Genomic DNA, 16,119 nt, shown 5'->3' on the forward strand with positions numbered 1-16,119 from the left:
GAAGCGGTCAATCTGACCGCGTGCGATTCTGCTCGGGACGCGACCGTGAGGCGGCTATTCAAATTTTCCGGATTGACGCTCGCCTTCCTTCTCGCCGTTCATGGCGCGGCGGCGAAGGAGCGGCGCGAAGCCGCGAGGGCCGAGGAGTCGCTCTCGCTTCCTGTACAGAAATCCTTGGGCGATCTGCCGAATGGACCGAAGGCGGAACTGCGCCGCTTCGGGATCGACGCCGACATCTGGGTCACGCAATTCTTCCAGGGCGTCGCCGCCGGCGCGAATGACGGCGTGTCGCGCTATGGCGGCAAGCTCGACGCTTTCCTGAAGATCGACGCCGAGAAGCTCGGCCTCTGGCGGGGGCTGCGCGTCAATGCGCAATATGAGCATTATATCGGCCTGAACATCAATCAGAAGGATTACGCGCTCGTTCCCGTCAGCGCGGCGCAGGCTTTCGTCGCGCAGGACAATTATCACTCGGCGCTTTCGCTCGTCGTCACGCAGCAGATGAGCAATCAGCTTTCCGTAAGCGTCGGCAAGTTCAACACCATGACGCTCGCCGCCCAGACGCCGCTCATCGGCGGCGGCGGACTCGATACTTTCATGAACCGCGCCTTCGCGCTTCCTTCGACCGGAATCGGCGTCGCCTCTCCGGGCACGGTGGCGGACAGGCTCATCGTGTCGCCGCCCTATATTCTGGGCGGCATCGCGACCTTGAAAACCGACGTCGCAACCTTCACCCTCGCTTTCGCGGACCCCCGCAACGCCGCCAATCCGCGCGTGCTCGAGCGGCCCTTCGAGCGCGGCGTCGGCGTCGTCGGCGGCGTGACGGTTCCGACGCAGATCGCGGGGCTGCGCGGCTTCCACACCATCCGCGGCGGCTACAGCAATGCGCGCGGATTCGATCTCGACGACATCGGCGCGTTGCGCGCGCGGCTCGCTTCGCTCGTGGGCGTCACCAGGAAAGGCTTCTGGCTGGCTTCCTACGCGGTCCAGCAATATCTCGTGCAGAGCGCGGACAATCCGGCGGCGGGCTGGGGCCTCTTCGCCCTGGCGACGCTCTCCGACGGCAACCCGAATCCCGTGCGCTGGAGCGCTCTCGCCGGGTTTGCGGGCAATAATCTTCTGCCCGGCCGCGTGAATGACCAATGGGGCGTCGGCTTCTTTCATTATGGGCTGACGGCGCCGCTGCTCTCGGGTCTCGCCGAGCGCGGTCTCTACAGACGCAGCGAAGGCGGGATCGAGGCCTTCTATAATTGGGCGATCACGCCCTGGCTTCGGCTGACGGGCGATCTGCAGATCGTGGAGCCCTGGACCGTCAATCGCCCGCGCGCGACCTATATGGCGCTGCGGCTGCAGACGCGATTCTGACCCCGGTCTGCTTGGCGCCGCCTCATATTGCGGTGCAAAAATTGCATCGGCTTCGTTGGCAAAACCTATAGAGCGCGAGGCCGGTCCATGACGCAGGCGAAGGGCTCCGTTCACATTGGCGAAAAAATCGTCGATCTCCCAATCATGACGGGAACGATGGGCGCCGACGTCATCGACATGCGCGCGCTCGCGGCGCAATCCGGCTTGTTCAGCTTCGATCCGGGATTCATGTCCACCGCAAGCTGCGAGTCGAAGATCACCTTTCTCGACGGCGCGGCCGGCGTGCTTCTCCATCGCGGCTATCCGATCGACCAGCTCGCCGAGCGCGGCGATTATCTGGAGGTCTGCTATCTCCTTCTCCATGGCGAGCTTCCGACCGCCGAGGAGAAGGCCGATTTCGATTATCGCGTCACCCACCACACGATGGTGCATGAGCAGATGGCGCGGTTTTTCCAGGGCTTCCGCCGCGACGCCCATCCCATGTCGATCATGGTGGCCTCTATCGGCGCATTGTCGGCCTTCTATCACGACTCGACCGACATCACCGATCCCATGCAGCGCATGATCGCGTCGATGCGCCTGATCGCGAAAGCGCCGACGCTCGCCGCCATGGCCTATAAATATTCAATCGGCCAACCCTTCGTCTATCCGCGCAACGATCTCGATTACGCCTCGAACTTCCTGCGCATGTGCTTCGCCGTTCCGGCGGAGGAATATCGCGTCAATCCCGTCTTCGCGCGGGCCTTGGATCGCATTTTCATCCTGCATGCCGATCTCGCCCAGGTCGCTTCGACCTCGACCGTGCGTCTCGCGGGGTCGTCGGGCGCCGATCCCTTCGCCTGCGTCGCGGCGGGCATCGCCTCCCTTTGGGGGCCGGCGCATGGCGGCGCGAATGAGGCGGTGCTCAAAATGCTGTCAGAGATTGGCGCGCCAGAGCGCATTCCGCACTTTATCGCGCGCGCCAAGGACAAGGGCGATCCCTTTCGCCTCATGGGGTTCGGCCACCGCATCTTCAAGAATTACGATCCGCGCGCGAAAATCATGCAGCGCACCGCGCATGAGGTCTTCGACCAGCTCGGCGTCAGCGATCCGCTGCTCGACGTGGCGCACGAGCTGGAGCGCGTCGCCCTGTCGGACGATTATTTCATCAAGCGGCGGCTGTTCCCCAATGTCGATTTCTATTCGGGGCTCATCTTGCGCGCCATGGGCTTCCCGACCGCCATGTTTCCGGCCCTGTTCGCGGTCGCGCGAACGGTCGGATGGCTCGCGCAGTGGAAGGAGATGATCGAGGACCCGAATTCGCGCATGGGCCATCCGAGTCAGCTCTATACCGGCGCGGGGCCGCGCGATTATGTGCCGATCGAGAAACGCTGAACGGGAAGAGCCGGATCAGACGAAGACGGAGCCGCGCGACTCCGTCTCCGCCGATCAAAACGCCTGCGTCACACCGCCTGCATGGCCTCGGGTCTGGCGCGGCCGCGTTTCACGATCAGCTTGTTGAGCGCCGAGACATAGGCGCGCGCCGAGGCGACGAGCGTGTCCGGATCGGCGCCGCGGCCGGTGACGGACTTGCCGTCTTCCGAGAGGCGCACCGAGACTTCCGCCTGCGCGTCCGTGCCTTCGGTGACGGCGTGGACCTGATAGAGCTCCAGCGTCGTCGCCTCATGCGGCGCCAGCGCCTTGATGGCGTTGAAGATGGCGTCGACCGGGCCGTTGCCGGTCGCCTGATGCGTGACCTTGTCGCCATCAATGTCCAGCGTCAGCGCCGCCGATTGCGGACCCTGCGTGCCGGCCATCACCATCAGCGCGAGCACTTTGATATGGTCATGCGCGGTGACGATCTCGTCGTCGACCAGCGCGATCAGGTCCTCGTCGTAAACGAACTTCTTGCGGTCGGCCAAGTCCTTGAAGCGGTTGAAGGCGTCGTTGAGCTGGTTTTCGCCCAGATCATAACCCAGCTCCTTCAGCTTCTCGCGGAAGGCGTGGCGGCCCGAATGCTTGCCCATGACGAGCGAGGTCTTCGAGACGCCGACGCTCTCGGGCGTCATGATCTCGTATGTGTGCGCATTTTTGAGCATGCCGTCCTGATGAATGCCGCTCTCATGCGCGAAGGCGTTCCGGCCGACGATCGCCTTGTTGTACTGCACCGGGAAGGACGTCACCGCCGAGACGAGCTTCGAGGCGCGCGTCAGCAGCTTCGCGTCGATATTGGTGTGATAGGGCAGGATGTCGGGGCGCGTTTTCAGCGCCATGACGACCTCCTCCATCGCGGCGTTGCCGGCGCGCTCGCCCAGCCCGTTGATGGTGCATTCCACCTGACGCGCGCCGCCGCGCACGCCGGCCAGGGAATTCGCGACGGCCAAGCCCAGATCGTCATGGCAATGCACCGAGAAGATCGCTTTGTCCGCATTCGGAACGCGCTCGCGCACGGTTCGGAAGAGGGCTTCATATTCCTGCGGCGTCGTATAGCCCACCGTATCGGGAATATTGATCGTCGAGGCGCCCGCCTTGATCGCCGTCTCGACGCAGCGGCACAAAAAGTCGATCTCGGTGCGCGTGCCGTCCTCCGCCGACCATTCCACTTCCGCGACGTGATTGCGCGCGCGGGTGACGGACGACGCCACCAGCTCCAGCACGCGCTCGGGCTCCATCTGGAGCTTGTATTTCATATGAACGGGCGAGGTGGAGATGAAGGTGTGGATGCGCGGACGTTTCGCCTCGCGCAGCGCTTCCGCGCAGCGGTCAATGTCCTTGTCGGAAGCGCGCGCCAGACCGGCGACGGAGGCGTTCTTCACGCGGCGCGCGACCTCCGCGACGCTCTCGAAATCGCCGGGGCTGGCGATGGGAAAACCCGCCTCGATAATGTCGACGCCCAATTGGTCGAGCAGATCGGCGACTTCCAGCTTCTCCTCCAGCGTCATGGAGGCGCCGGGGGATTGTTCGCCGTCGCGCAAGGTCGTGTCGAAGATGACGACGCGCTCGCTAGTGTTGGAGCCGTTCGCGGAATGGGTCATGGGGAATCTTTCTGGAAGCTGCTGCGCCCGTGTTTCGGGCAGGATCTGGTTGCGTCGCATCCCCTGAAGGCCTGGGCTCAAAGCCCTGCGGGCGGTCAGGGGCGACGAAGAAGCAGCAGGCCGAGCGCGCGCGAAGACGCGGCGGCGCAGGCGCATGTCGCGCCGCGCAGCTCGCACGCCTTTTCGGCTCCATATGTGGCGGCGATCACGGCCACGATAAATTCCCCGCTTCCTCGGAAATCGCCGAGTCACATGCAGAATAAGCAATCGCGTCGCAGCAGGCAAGCAGACGCGCATGCGATTGACGCGCTGCAACGTTAACAAAAATTAAACCGGACCGCATTTGTTTTTTTACGCTTTCGACCGTTCGGGCCTCTTGCCGAAAGGCCGATAGGAGACCTAACATCCTGCTTATGGTCAAAACCGCCTTCTCCATTCGCCATGCGCGGCCCGGCGACGCCGAGGAAATCGCGCGCGTCCATGACGCGTCCTGGCGGGACGCCTATCGCGGCGTGATTCCCGGCGTGGAGCTCGAGCGGATGATCGCGCGGCGCGGCCCGGCCTGGTGGCACTCCGCCATCATGCGGGGCACGGGCCTGCTCGTTCTCGATTTCGACAAGCAGATCGTCGGTTATTCGACCTATGGACGAAACCGCGTGCCGTCCATGCCCTATTCGGGCGAAATCTTCGAGATTTATCTGTCGCCGCAGCATCAGGGCCTCGGACTCGGCCGCCGCCTCTTCGCGGCGGCGCGGCGGGAGCTCGCCGAGCACGGCTATCTCTCGACCATCGTCTGGGCGCTTGCGGATAATGAAAAGGCGCTGGCTTTCTACCGCAGCCTCGGCGGGCAGACCGTGCGCCGCGCGGAAGAACGTTTCGGCGCCGACATGCTGACCCGCGTCGCCTTCGGCTTCGTCTCCGCCCCGGTGCGGTGAGCCCGCATCAGGCCGTCATTGCGAGCTTGTTTTCGAAGTCGGGTATACCCGACTTCGTAGATAGGCGAAGCAACCCAGAGCCGCGTGCAGCCCCTGGATTGCCGCGTCGCTGCGCTCCTCGCAATGACGAGGCCAGGGCTCACTTCCCCCTTAGCCGCGCCAAAATCTCCTTCGTCGCAAAGCCGTCCGCCGGCTGAATCCCCTCCGCGAGCTGGAAGGCATGCACGGCGTTGCGGCTGGTGCGGCCCAGCTTTCCGTCGATCGTCCCGCGATAATGCCCCTTTTGCGTCAGGAGCTGCTGCATCGCCTTGACGTCGGCGGTCGAGAGCGGCGCGACCTTCGGCCAGGACGCGACCGGCATGTCGCGGCCGGCGATGCGCTCGGCGAGGACGGCGACCGACATCGCATAGGCGTCCGAGGTGTTATATTGCCGGATCACCTCGAAATTATCGGAGATGAGGAAGGCTGGACCGCTCGCGCCGGCGGGAAGATAGAGGCTCGCCGCGCCGCTCGAGGGAAGAGCGCCGCCATCCGCCCGCGCGACCCCCAGCGCCCGCCAGCGGGGGAAATCGAGGTCGAAGGACGCATAGTCGAAGCCGTCGGGCAGGCGGATCTCCATGACGGCCGGCAGCCCCGCGATCCAGCCGGACTTGGCGAGAAAATTGGCGATCGAGGCGATGGCGTCGGCATGCGAGCGCCAGATGTCGGGCGCGCCGGCGCCGTCGTCGGTTTCGGCGAATTTCAGATAGGCCGAGGGCATGAATTGCGGCTGGCCCATCGCCCCCGCCCAGGAGCCTCTCAACTGGCCGCGCGTCGCGTAGCCCTTCTCCAGCATGACGAGGGCGTCGACGAATTCCTCGATGAAGGTCTCGGCGCGGTGGCCCTTCCAGGCGAGCGTCGCCAGAACTTTCAAGACGTCGGCTCCGCCGGTCGCCGTTCCGAAATTGCTCTCGACCCCGAGAATGGCGACGATGATCTCGCCGGGGACGCCGTGGCGGGCGGCCGCGCGATTGAGCGGTCCGGCAAGCTCCGCGGCGACCGACTGGCCCCGCGAGACGCGACCATTTGTCACTATTCCGGCGAGATAGGCGGGGATGGAAATGGTGAATTCGGCTTGCGCCTTTGGTTTCGCCAGCACGCCGGGCTCCGGCGAGAGGCCCGAAACCGCCGCCTCGAAGGTCTCGCGGGAGACGCCCGCCGCCTGCGCCTGCGGCCAGAGACCCTGAAGAAAACCGGCGAAATCCTCCGCCTGCGCCGGACGCGCCGCTGCGAAGACGCCAAGCGCCAGGCCGATCAGCGCGCGCCGGCGGTCGAGCGCCGCGAGGGGAAAATCTTGTCTCTTCATCGTCATGCCGGCGCCGCTTGTTTGGAAATCTTACATATTGAGACATTTGACAGGCCAGCCGCGCTGCCGTCTACTGATGTCTACACTGTTTCAGGGGGCGAGATATCTCGCTGTCGGCCTTAAAATGACGCATCAGCCTATAGCCCGGAGTTTCGACAATTCCCGCCGACTGCGCGAGCAGCCCGCAGGCGTCCCGGTTGATCCGAAGACCCGGCTGCGCAACGCCGGCCTGCGTCCGACCGTTCAGCGGCTGGCGCTGAGCAAGCTGCTTTTCGGCAAGGGCGACCGCCATGTGAGCGCAGAGGCGCTGCACGCCGAGGCCCGCGAGGCCGGGCTGACGATGTCGCTTTCGACGGTCTACAACACGCTCAACCAGTTCGCCGAAGCGGGCCTGTTGCGCGAAATCGCCGTGCAAGGTCCGCGCACCTATTTCCACACCCGCACCTCGCCGCATCACCATTTCATGGACGAGGCCACGGGCCGCATGTTCGACGCCGCCGACGGCTCGGTCGAATTCTCCCGCCTTCCGGCGCCGCCCGAGGGCATGGAGATCGTGGGCTGCGACGTGATCATCCGCATCCGCCCGAAGAAGGGGTAAGGCCGCTCCCGCGGGGCGAAGATGGCCCGCAAAATCTGGCTCTTCTACGCCGTCGCGACCATCGCCGCCGCGCTCGTTCTGCTCAGCGTCTACGTCAACGCATATGACGATTACGACATAGGCGACAGGCTGCGCGCCGTCGGCCGCTTCGCCCGGCTGGGCATGGCGGCGATTTCTTTCCCGCTGGGTCCGCTCGCTGGCCTGCTCGCCGACCGCCCGCTCGAATCCGCGTTCGCCTGCGGCGACCCGAACGAACCTTGCGCCTTTTTCTTGAACTGGAATACGCGCTTCGCCGCGCTCTGCGTCCAGATCGCCATTTTAAGATGGGCCGCAGGGCGGCGATAGCGGCGACGAAGCCGAGAATGCTTTAAACCAATCGCGCGACGCAGGAAGGCGCCCGCGGGCGCCTTCCGAATTCGCCGGCAAGCTCCCGATCAGCCCAGGAGCTTCCTGATCTCCGCCTTCAGCCCCTCGGCGATGTCGCCGCGGGCGAGGCCGAAGGCGATATTGGCGGCGAGGAAGCCGAGCTTCGAACCCGTGTCATAGGTGCGGCCGTCGAAGCGCACGCCGTGGAAGGGACGCTCCTTGGCGAGATGGATCATGGCGTCGGTGAGCTGGATCTCTCCGCCCGCGCCCTTCTCTCCCTTTTCGAGCAGTTCGAAAATCTTCGGCTCGAGAATGTAGCGGCCCGAGATAATGTAATTGCTCGGCGCCGCGCCCTGCGGCGGCTTCTCGACCATGCCGGTGATCTCGAAGCTGGAGCCATAGTCCTCGCCGGTGGCGACGACGCCGTATTGATGCGTCTCCTCCGGCTTCACCTCTTCGACGGCGATGATGTTTCCACCATGTTTTTCATAGGCTTCGACAGCCTGCGCGAGGCAGCGGGCGGTCTTGCCGGCGGCGGGCAGGGTGATCATGTCGGGCAGCAGCACGGCGAAAGGCTCGTCGCCGATGATCTCGCGCGCGCACCAGACAGCGTGGCCGAGGCCGAGAGGCGCCTGCTGACGGGTGAAGCTCGTGGCGCCGGCCGGGGGCAGATCCGCCATGAGAGCGTCATATTCCTTGGTCTTGTTACGGCGGCGCAAGGTGTCCTCAAGTTCATAGGCCATGTCGAAATGGTCCTCTATGACCGCCTTGCCGCGTCCTGTAACAAATACGAAATGCTCGATGCCGGCTTCACGGGCTTCGTCGACGACGTGCTGAACGACGGGACGGTCGACGACGGTGAGCATTTCCTTCGGCACGGCTTTGGTCGCCGGAAGGAAACGGGTGCCGAGGCCGGCGACGGGGAAAACCGCTTTGCGAATGCGCTTGGTCATGAGAGTCCGCTTGGAGAGTGTGAGGTGGCGAAAGACGCGGCAAATCGCGAAAGGGCGAACTTCGTCCGCGAGTTCCTGTTTTTTAAGGTTGCCGCGTTAATTTCGTATGATGAAGGATAGGAAGGGAACATGGCCGTTTTAGTGACGGGGGGCGCCGGCTATATCGGCAGCCATACGGTGCTCGAATTGTTGGACGCGGGCGAGAAGCCTGTCGTGCTCGACGACCTCTCGACCGGTTTCCGCTGGGCGGTGCCCGAAGGCGTCCCGCTTGTCGTCGGCGACGACAGCGACGAGGACCTCGTCACCGAGACCATCGGCCGGTACGCCGTCGACGCGATCATCCACTTCGCCGCCAAGATCGTGGTCCCGGATTCGGTTGCTGATCCGCTGGGCTACTATCTCAACAATACGGCGAAAGCGCGCACGCTGATCGCCACCGCCATAGGCTGCGACGTCAAGCATTTCATCTTCTCCTCCACAGCGGCGGTCTATGGCGATCCGGACCATCTGCCGGTCACGGAAGACGAGCCTCTAAAGCCCGTCTCGCCTTACGGGCGCTCCAAGCTCATGGTGGAATGGATGCTGGAGGACGCTGCGCGGGCGTATGACTTCGCCTATGTCGCCTTGCGTTATTTCAACGTCGCGGGCGCGGATCCGAAGGGGCGTTCGGGGCAGTCGACGCCCAACGCGACTCATCTCATAAAGGTCGCGGCGCAGACGGCGCTGGGGAAGCGCCCCAAAATGCAGGTCTTCGGCACGGATTATCCGACGCCGGACGGCGCCTGCGTGCGCGATTACATTCAGGTCACTGACCTCGCTTGCGCCCATATCGACGCCTTGCGCCATCTGCGCGGCGGCGGCGAGAGTCTCGTCGCCAATTGCGGCTACGCGAGGGGTTTCTCGGTTCTCGAGGTGATCGAGGCCGTCAAGCGCATCAGCGGCGTGGATTTTAAAGTGGAATATGTGCCCCGCCGGCCCGGCGATCCGGCCGCGATCGTCGCTTCCAATGAGCGTGCGCGCAACATTCTCGGCTGGAAGCCACAGCACGACAATCTCGACGAGATCGTGCGTCAGGCGCTCGACTGGGAAAAGCGGCTGGGCGAGAAAGTTTAGCCGTTTCAAGCGGGACGCGGCGCCGCGTCTTCACGCGCGACCATCGTCATGCCTGACCGGCGACGGCGCTGACGCTGCACGCTGTCCCGCCCGACGGTCGCATGTCTTCCAGAGACCGTTTCGCCGCATGATCGATCAGCGAAACGCAGGGCCGCTCCGCGATGAGCGCGCGCAGTTCGATCGCGGCGCGCCGCGCGGCCTGTCGCATATCCTCAGGCAGGCGGCGGCTCTCCGCCAGATGGTTCGCCTCGATAAGCTTGAGGCGTAAGACCGCCGGTCCCGCGGCGGCGATGAATTCGTCGTCGGAAAAATTCAGCAGCGCCAGGGCGTCTTTCCCCTGCATCTCGATCCTCGCAACGCGTCTCTCCTTCCCGATAGGAAGGGTCTTCCTGAACATGACGCCTGCAAAGATTAGGCTCGCCGACTGTCGCGAAGCTTGCGGCGCTCAAGATCAAGACGCCGCCCGTGACGGAAGGCGGGGGCGGGTCATTCGCGACACAGATGTTCTATCTGCCGATTGCACAATTTCCCAAGCGCAACGGCGACTGAGAAAGGCGGCAATCCGTGGAGGTCCGCATTCGTCAGCAGGAAATCGAGAATCGCGGCGACCCATTCGGCCTGATCCAAAGCGCCTTTGTTGCGCGCGGCGAAAGCCGTCAGCTGCTTGTGCCTGGCGCATAAAAGCACGCGCGCGTCCTCGACGACCTTTCGCCCGCGCGCTTGCGCATTCGGCGTTCCAAAGACGTAACGATCATTCAAGGCGGCGTCGTTTTTTTCAGCAACTTCGTTGCCGATGAGCGAGAACAACTCGGACAGGCTGTAGCCGTCGTAAGTATCGATCAAAGCCTTTTGCTTGTCGGTGAGCTCCAAGATCCTATCCTCCCCTGAATGTCACGTTGCGGCCCCATTCTTTTATGAACTTTTGCGTCAGATACGCGAAAGGGCAAGCCATCGGCTGGGTTGAAGCAAATGCGCCGTTATAGGCGCCGCAAGCCGAGCTATCGATGTAAGCCGTGCAACTCGTCCGGGGCAAGGCGCGCTCAATGTCCGGAAACGCCATGAATCGTCCCGCAGCGCGCATGTGATGTCGAATGGGGCAGCGCACTTCGCCATGTTCCAGAATGCCTTCGACAAAGGCGATCAGAAACGTCCAGATGACGAACTGGACGCCGTCCATGTCTTCCCTGCGAACTCTGAATTCGCCGCTGACGAAACGTAGCGGAGGCAAGGGCAGCTTGTCGCAGTTTTCGAGATAATCATAAGGATGAAGCCAGCTCTGCAAATGATCTCTTTTGCTTCTCATCAACACCAGATGCTCGTTGACGACCGCCTTGCGGATATAGCGCACAATTCCGTTGGTCGCCGCTTCTGGCGACAGCCTTTGCGGCATATGTTCCCGGCCTTCTTCAAGGCGTCTGACATAGGAGGCGAGATAGTCGTCATAAGAGGCGTTGACGCAAGCCTTCGACACGGCGTTGGCGATCTCGGTCAGCGATTTCTTCTCCAACTCGGCCGACAGTTCTCCCAGAAAATGAAAATAGGCGAGACCGGGATGTTCGAACTCCCAGCTATGCCCGCCCCATGGCGTCGCTATCGCCTGATATCCCGAGAAATCCAGCGCCGTCTGTGCGATCGGCATAAGCATCGCCATTGGAGGCGTCGTTCGCGCGGGGGGCAGTCCCCTACGCTGCATCCGATCATATTCCGCGATCAGTCTCGCCGAGAAATATCGCGTATAGCCGCCTCGAAAGAGCCGGCCGCACAGATCGAGGTAGCGCAACGCCCGCGGAGCCATGTCATCTTCATCTTTTCCGGCGCCGACCGCTGAAAGCACGAATTGAATCTCGGTGGCGGTCAGCTCCATCAGCGCCCGCAACCCGACCGGATGCGCAAATTCCTCGAATTCTCCGGTCAGGCCATTTTGCTTAGGTATGGGAGCCAGAGGATATCTGGTCGTAACGGGCGGATCTTCGGAGGCGAACTCCACTATCGAATGGCGTAGTTCAGAATCATCTGGCGCAGGGCGTATTTCTCCATCGCCGATAACAACGTCCATGAAACGCTTATAGCTCCGATGCAGAGTCGCGATCGCCGAATCCGGCTGACGCTTGCGGATCGGAACTGTGATCTCTCCTTCGCTCTCCGCCAGCGCCGTCAGGATGCGATCCACCCATGCCGTGCTTTCGAGGAAGGTGTGGAGACCACAAACGCTTCCGACAAGGTCGTGATAATGCCGCAGCTCGTGAAAATAGGCCGTGTCCGCGAGCCAGGCGTCGAGGCGCTCCTCGTCGGTTTCCGGCTCGACCTCGTCGAGGCGCTTCCGGTCATTGACCATGATCAGGGATAGATTGGCGAGGGAAAACTCCCCGACGCCGTCCGACTCGAAAAATGTGTCGACGAGAGGCATGCGCTGACCGTTTCAAATTATGAGTTGGTCAATATAGGGGTTCGGCTGTGTTCCACGGTCGCCGCAAAACCTGTTGAGAGACGCCCGCGACGAAATTAACGCGCTCAAGCCTCGAGCCGTTCCACGATCGTGCGCAAGACTTTCAGCCGCGCATATTTCTTGTCGTTGGCCTCCACCATTGTCCAGGGCGCGAGGCGGGAGCTGGTGCGATCGATCATCTCGGTCATCGCCGCTTCGTAAAGGCTCCATTTTTCCCGGTTGCGCCAGTCGTCGGGCGTGAGCTTGTAGCGTTTGAAGGGTTTTTCCTCGCGATCCTGGAAGCGCCGCAACTGCTCCTCCTGCGAGATGGCGAGCCAGAATTTGACGACGAGATAGCCGGTCTCGCCCAGTTGGCGCTCGAAATCGTTGATCTCCTGATAGGCGCGCATCCAATCTTCGGGCGCGGCGAAGCCTTCGACGCGCTCCACCAGGACGCGGCCGTACCAGCTGCGATCGAAGATGGCGACGTCGCCCCGGCGGGGGACGTTGCGCCAGAAACGCCACAGATAGGGACGCGCCCGCTCTTCGTCGGTCGGCGCGGCGACCCCATGGACTCGAAAACGCCGTGGATCGAGCGCCTCGCGAACGCGGCGAATGGTTCCTCCTTTGCCCGCGGCGTCATTGCCTTCGAAAACGAGGACCAGGCCGCTGTCGCGAAAGCCCTTCGCCGTCGTCGCCTCGGTGAGGCGACGCTGGAGCGCGCGCAGTTCCTGCGCATAGGCGTCCGGGTCGTGCTTTCTCGACAAATCGAGCGCGGAGACGAGACTCGGCCGCGGCAGGGCCGAGGCCGGCGCGGCGATGGCGCGCGTCCGGTGCGAGGGCTCGGCTCCGGCGGCGGCCTGCTGAAGCGTCTGAAGCAGCAGATCGCCGACGGCGGCGTCGCGATAGCGCGGGTCCGACGCCGGCACCACCGCCCAGGGCGCACCCCCCGTCGACGTCTTCTCGATCATCTCCAGGGCCGCGTCGATGAGCCGCGCGCGTGCTTTCGGCGCGTCGAACTCGGCCCATTCGATCACCGCCGGGCGGCGCAGCGCGCCATCGAACTCGCGCAGCTTCGCCAGCCGCTTCTGCGCCTCCGCATCATCCATCTGCAACCAGATTTTGATTAGATGCACGCCTTCGAGCCGGAGCATCTCCTCGGAGCGGATCATCTCCTCGAGAGCGTTGTCATAGGCGTTTTTGTCGAGCCGCCGCAGCGCCCGGTTGCGCAAGAGGCGATGGTGCCAGGAGCCGAGCACAAGGCCGATGCGGCCCTTTGCGGGCATGTCGCGCCAATAGCGCCACGCCCCCGGCCGCGCCCGCTCCTCGTCGGTGGGTTCGCCGTAAGAGAGCGTCTCGACGAGGTGATCGTCCAGCCAGTCATAGAGCCGGTTGACGACTTCGCCCTTGCCCGCGCCGTCCGAGCCATTGATCAAGACCATGATCGCGGCGCGTTTTTGCTCCGCCACCTCGAATTGAGCGTCGAGCAGCCGCTCCCGCAACCGCGCCTCGGCGGCGGCGAATTCCTCCCTGGTCATGACATGCGGCAGGCGCGCGGATTCGAACATGGCGTCTTCCCGTAATCGTAACTTCTCAACCGTCATAGGTCGGCGCAACTCTGCAATCATAGCATGGAGAGGCGCCTGCGTCGGCTCCGCGGGACGCCGGAACGAAAGAGATGCGTGCGCGACTCATGTGTGCTAACCCTACGCACAGGCGTCTGGCGAAGCCGGTTTCCCGGCCTGTCAACGCTCTGCTAGCTCGCTGGAATTTCAATGGTTATGGCTATTGAGCGAGTTAAATCAGCCGGTCCCGTAGCTCAGCAGGATAGAGCAGCGGTTTCCTAAACCGAAGGTCACAGGTTCGAATCCTGTCGGGACCGCCACAAATCAGTGATTTACTTGCCCTTGATTTACTTGTCCTTGATTTACTCGGCCTGTTGCGGGCGCCTGTCCGCTGTTGGATTTTGAACGGCGCTGGGCTAGGAACAGGTCTTTCGGAAACTCCGTGGAGACGATCGGATGAACGACGAGTTCGCCAGCTTGTCGGACCTTGAATTGTTGTCGCTGATCCGTCGGGCGCAGGAGGAATCCGAGCGGCGCAAGGAAGCGAATAAGCGGCGCCTCCGGACCAGGATCGAAGACGAGCTGAAGAAGGCTGGCGTGAGCCTCAGCGAAGTCTTCCCCGAGATCGGCGCCGATCAATTGGACGACGCGGCCAGCCTCGCTCAGAAGCCGCGCATGGCGAAATTCAAGAATCATGCGACGGGCGACGCCTGGTCCGGGCGGGGCCCGCATCCGCCGAACTGGGTAAAGGCGATCATGGCGGAACGGGGTTGGACGCTCGACGAGTTCAAAGCCGCCGAGGAGTTCCAGGCTCAGAACTAGAATCTGTGCACCGCCCATATATGGACGAGCGCGGAAACGATCAAAACGACGCAGAGCGGCGCGTGCAGGAGCCGCCATGCCGCGAAGACGCGCTCGAGGGCCGTCATCTCGGAATGATAGGCGAAGCGATAGAGATAACGTCCCACCACGCCGCTCGCGACGACGGCGCCCATCGACAGCAATGCGACATTGCTGTTGAAGGCGCCGAGACGGAAATTGCAATGGAACAGGATAAGCGCCGGGCCCGCCACGCCGCTTATGACGTGAAGCCTGAACCATGACGGAAGCGCGCGCGCTGATTTGGCGCCCGTCGCGAGCCGCTTGCGAATATAGTAGGCGAGTGAAAGCGCCATCATGGAGGCGCCGGCGATTCCGAGCCAATAACCCAGGCCCGCTTTCGGCGTCACCGGCTCGTCATAGCTAGCAAGCCATCCCGCGAGGAGCACGGCCGTCAGGCAGAATGCGATGAGCGCCGGAGCCCATTCGATAAGCGGCGTCACCACGCGCCGCACATTGGCGGCGTTGGAAGCAAGCGGCATAAGCGGCGTCCCTCCCTGGCGCAGGCGCTGTGGAGATCACACGGGCAAATCGCCTGAAATGAGGCAAAAGTCTTTTATAAACAAAGATCACGCAATCTTCGCAATTCGGCTCCAATCGCGCCGTGTGCCCTGCTTAAGGCATGGCTCTTATGTCGGGAGCCGCGTCACGCCCTTGCATCTATGTTGCGCTTCGCCGCCTGGTCTTGCTGCTTGCGGCCGGCTTGTGCCTCTGCGCCTCCGCCACGCGCCTCGATGCGCAGACGACAACGCCCGGGGGCTATTTTCTGCCGAGCTTCGGACAGCCGCTCAAGAGTTCCTTCGATCACGCCAGGACGCAATTTCCGCTGACGGGCGCGCATGCGCAGGCATCCTGCGAGGCTTGTCACTTCAACGGCCAGTTCAAGAATACGCTCTACGCTTGTCCGGCTTGCCACAATGGCGACAGGACAATCGGCAAATCGCCGAACCATCCGCCGACTTCGCTGAAATGTGCGGGCTGTCACGAGACGACGCTTTTCTCCGACATCAAGGTGATCGACCATTTGCAGGCGTCGACCAAATGCGTCGCCTGTCATGACGGCCGCATCGCGCGCGGCAAGTCCGCGACGCATATTCCGACGGCGGCGCCCTGCGCGGATTGTCACCATACGACATTGAGCTTCACCGTCGGCGTCACGGCGAATGCCGGCAGCGTGTCGAAGACGCCCCTGCCGATGACTTTCGTACGGCGCGGTCTCGCCTCCGATTCGCCCGCGGGATCCGGCCGCTTCGATCACCAAAGCGCGGTCGGCCCCTGCGCGACCTGCCACAATGGAGTCAATGCGACGGGCAAGCCGCCGCGTCACGTCATGACGCAGGCGCCTTGCGATTCCTGCCATAGAGGCGCGACGACATTTTCGGGCGCGCGCTTCGATCATATGGCCGCAAAAGGCCCCTGCCTCTCCTGCCACAATGGACGCGACGCGCAGGGCAAGCCGCCGACGCATGTCGTCACCTCGGAATCCTGCGACGCTTGTCACAAGAGCTTCCTCAGTTTCGACGCGGGCCAGCCCACCCTTCGCCGTCCCGGCCGCTGATCG

The 16,119-nt window shown here is 63.2% G+C and carries 16 protein-coding genes and 1 tRNA gene; 9 read left to right on the forward strand and 8 right to left on the reverse strand.

The features are described from left to right. Positions 1-45 precede the first annotated feature (45 nt). Both MMG94_RS15980 and gltA read left to right on the forward strand, forming a co-directional pair. Complete coding sequence (locus tag MMG94_RS15980; RefSeq protein WP_244415387.1) at positions 46-1,365, forward strand: carbohydrate porin; 1,320 nt, start codon at positions 46-48, stop codon at positions 1,363-1,365. 87 nt (positions 1,366-1,452) lie between these two features. Beyond that, positions 1,453-2,739, forward strand: coding sequence for a citrate synthase (gene gltA, locus MMG94_RS15985; protein ID WP_016920471.1), 1,287 nt, complete (start codon positions 1,453-1,455; stop codon positions 2,737-2,739). 68 nt (positions 2,740-2,807) lie between these two features. Here the strand turns inward: gltA and MMG94_RS15990 are convergent, their stop codons facing one another. Beyond that, a complete protein-coding gene (locus tag MMG94_RS15990; RefSeq protein ID WP_016920470.1) occupies positions 2,808-4,379 on the reverse strand; it encodes a 2-isopropylmalate synthase in 1,572 nt (523 codons plus the stop codon). 413 nt (positions 4,380-4,792) lie between these two features. Between MMG94_RS15990 and MMG94_RS15995 the strand changes: the two genes are divergently transcribed. Beyond that, positions 4,793-5,314, forward strand: coding sequence for a GNAT family N-acetyltransferase (locus tag MMG94_RS15995; protein WP_016920468.1), 522 nt, complete (start codon positions 4,793-4,795; stop codon positions 5,312-5,314). A gap of 139 nt (positions 5,315-5,453) precedes the next feature. On the opposite strand, the gene MMG94_RS16000 is transcribed toward MMG94_RS15995, so the two are convergent. After that, entirely contained in the window at positions 5,454-6,665 is a 1,212-nt protein-coding gene (locus MMG94_RS16000; RefSeq protein WP_016920467.1) for a lytic murein transglycosylase, read from the reverse strand. Between the two features lie 118 nt (positions 6,666-6,783). Here MMG94_RS16000 and irrA point away from each other — a divergent pair, with 118 nt between their 5' ends. Both irrA and MMG94_RS16010 read left to right on the forward strand, forming a co-directional pair. Further along, positions 6,784-7,257 (forward strand): iron response transcriptional regulator IrrA, encoded by a 474-nt coding sequence (irrA, locus tag MMG94_RS16005; protein ID WP_016920466.1) that lies wholly within the window; start codon positions 6,784-6,786, stop codon positions 7,255-7,257. A 21-nt stretch (positions 7,258-7,278) separates the two neighbouring features. Next, complete coding sequence (locus tag MMG94_RS16010) at positions 7,279-7,602, forward strand: hypothetical protein (protein WP_016920465.1); 324 nt, start codon at positions 7,279-7,281, stop codon at positions 7,600-7,602. Positions 7,603-7,691: 89 nt separating this feature from the next. On the opposite strand, the gene galU is transcribed toward MMG94_RS16010, so the two are convergent. Then, positions 7,692-8,576: a UTP--glucose-1-phosphate uridylyltransferase GalU gene (galU, locus tag MMG94_RS16015; protein WP_016920464.1), complete on the reverse strand. Its 885-nt coding sequence runs from the start codon at positions 8,574-8,576 to the stop codon at positions 7,692-7,694. A 129-nt stretch (positions 8,577-8,705) separates the two neighbouring features. Here galU and galE point away from each other — a divergent pair, with 129 nt between their 5' ends. Continuing rightward, positions 8,706-9,689 carry a UDP-glucose 4-epimerase GalE gene (gene galE / locus MMG94_RS16020; protein ID WP_016920463.1) on the forward strand — a complete coding sequence of 328 codons (984 nt, stop codon included), beginning with the start codon at positions 8,706-8,708 and terminating at the stop codon, positions 9,687-9,689. A gap of 46 nt (positions 9,690-9,735) precedes the next feature. Here the strand turns inward: galE and MMG94_RS16025 are convergent, their stop codons facing one another. The 4 genes from MMG94_RS16025 to pap form a co-directional block, all read right to left on the reverse strand. Continuing rightward, positions 9,736-10,032, reverse strand: coding sequence for a hypothetical protein (locus MMG94_RS16025; RefSeq protein WP_154419667.1), 297 nt, complete (start codon positions 10,030-10,032; stop codon positions 9,736-9,738). Positions 10,033-10,175: 143 nt separating this feature from the next. Beyond that, positions 10,176-10,559, reverse strand: a complete 384-nt coding sequence (locus MMG94_RS16030; RefSeq protein ID WP_016920461.1) for a hypothetical protein — start codon at positions 10,557-10,559, stop codon at positions 10,176-10,178. A 4-nt stretch (positions 10,560-10,563) separates the two neighbouring features. Next, the gene (locus MMG94_RS16035) at positions 10,564-12,096 is read right to left on the reverse strand and encodes a hypothetical protein (protein ID WP_016920460.1); all 1,533 of its coding nucleotides are present in this window, start codon (positions 12,094-12,096) and stop codon (positions 10,564-10,566) included. A 104-nt stretch (positions 12,097-12,200) separates the two neighbouring features. Beyond that, a complete protein-coding gene (pap, locus tag MMG94_RS16040) occupies positions 12,201-13,682 on the reverse strand; it encodes a polyphosphate:AMP phosphotransferase (RefSeq protein ID WP_016920459.1) in 1,482 nt (493 codons plus the stop codon). A 240-nt stretch (positions 13,683-13,922) separates the two neighbouring features. On the opposite strand from pap, the gene MMG94_RS16045 reads away from it, so the two are divergent. Both MMG94_RS16045 and MMG94_RS16050 read left to right on the forward strand, forming a co-directional pair. Further along, positions 13,923-13,999, forward strand: a tRNA-Arg gene (locus MMG94_RS16045). A 136-nt stretch (positions 14,000-14,135) separates the two neighbouring features. Continuing rightward, positions 14,136-14,501, forward strand: a complete 366-nt coding sequence (locus MMG94_RS16050) for an H-NS family nucleoid-associated regulatory protein (protein WP_016920458.1) — start codon at positions 14,136-14,138, stop codon at positions 14,499-14,501. On the opposite strand, the gene MMG94_RS16055 is transcribed toward MMG94_RS16050, so the two are convergent. Then, complete coding sequence (locus tag MMG94_RS16055) at positions 14,498-15,040, reverse strand: hypothetical protein (RefSeq protein WP_016920457.1); 543 nt, start codon at positions 15,038-15,040, stop codon at positions 14,498-14,500. The genes MMG94_RS16050 and MMG94_RS16055 overlap by 4 nt on opposite strands. Positions 15,041-15,189: 149 nt before the next feature. Here MMG94_RS16055 and MMG94_RS16060 point away from each other — a divergent pair, with 149 nt between their 5' ends. After that, positions 15,190-16,116 (forward strand): cytochrome c3 family protein, encoded by a 927-nt coding sequence (locus MMG94_RS16060; protein ID WP_016920456.1) that lies wholly within the window; start codon positions 15,190-15,192, stop codon positions 16,114-16,116. Positions 16,117-16,119 lie beyond the last annotated feature (3 nt).

Source organism: Methylocystis parvus OBBP, assembly GCF_027571405.1.
Lineage (GTDB): Bacteria > Pseudomonadota > Alphaproteobacteria > Rhizobiales > Beijerinckiaceae > Methylocystis > Methylocystis parva.

What these genes read in the sequence shown, in the direction of transcription:
- MMG94_RS16000 (WP_016920467.1), bottom strand. Translation starts at nt 6,665, where the DNA reads ATGACGATGAAGAGACAAGATTTTCCCCTCGCGGCGCTCGACCGCCGG.
- pap (WP_016920459.1), bottom strand. Translation starts at nt 13,682, where the DNA reads ATGTTCGAATCCGCGCGCCTGCCGCATGTCATGACCAGGGAGGAATTC.
- MMG94_RS16060 (WP_016920456.1), top strand. Translation starts at nt 15,190, where the DNA reads ATGTCGGGAGCCGCGTCACGCCCTTGCATCTATGTTGCGCTTCGCCGC.
- MMG94_RS16035 (WP_016920460.1), bottom strand. Translation starts at nt 12,096, where the DNA reads ATGCCTCTCGTCGACACATTTTTCGAGTCGGACGGCGTCGGGGAGTTT.
- MMG94_RS16050 (WP_016920458.1), top strand. Translation starts at nt 14,136, where the DNA reads ATGAACGACGAGTTCGCCAGCTTGTCGGACCTTGAATTGTTGTCGCTG.
- irrA (WP_016920466.1), top strand. Translation starts at nt 6,784, where the DNA reads ATGACGCATCAGCCTATAGCCCGGAGTTTCGACAATTCCCGCCGACTG.
- MMG94_RS16010 (WP_016920465.1), top strand. Translation starts at nt 7,279, where the DNA reads ATGGCCCGCAAAATCTGGCTCTTCTACGCCGTCGCGACCATCGCCGCC.
- galE (WP_016920463.1), top strand. Translation starts at nt 8,706, where the DNA reads ATGGCCGTTTTAGTGACGGGGGGCGCCGGCTATATCGGCAGCCATACG.
- galU (WP_016920464.1), bottom strand. Translation starts at nt 8,576, where the DNA reads ATGACCAAGCGCATTCGCAAAGCGGTTTTCCCCGTCGCCGGCCTCGGC.
- MMG94_RS16055 (WP_016920457.1), bottom strand. Translation starts at nt 15,040, where the DNA reads ATGCCGCTTGCTTCCAACGCCGCCAATGTGCGGCGCGTGGTGACGCCG.
- gltA (WP_016920471.1), top strand. Translation starts at nt 1,453, where the DNA reads ATGACGCAGGCGAAGGGCTCCGTTCACATTGGCGAAAAAATCGTCGAT.
- MMG94_RS16025 (WP_154419667.1), bottom strand. Translation starts at nt 10,032, where the DNA reads ATGCAGGGGAAAGACGCCCTGGCGCTGCTGAATTTTTCCGACGACGAA.
- MMG94_RS15995 (WP_016920468.1), top strand. Translation starts at nt 4,793, where the DNA reads ATGGTCAAAACCGCCTTCTCCATTCGCCATGCGCGGCCCGGCGACGCC.
- MMG94_RS15990 (WP_016920470.1), bottom strand. Translation starts at nt 4,379, where the DNA reads ATGACCCATTCCGCGAACGGCTCCAACACTAGCGAGCGCGTCGTCATC.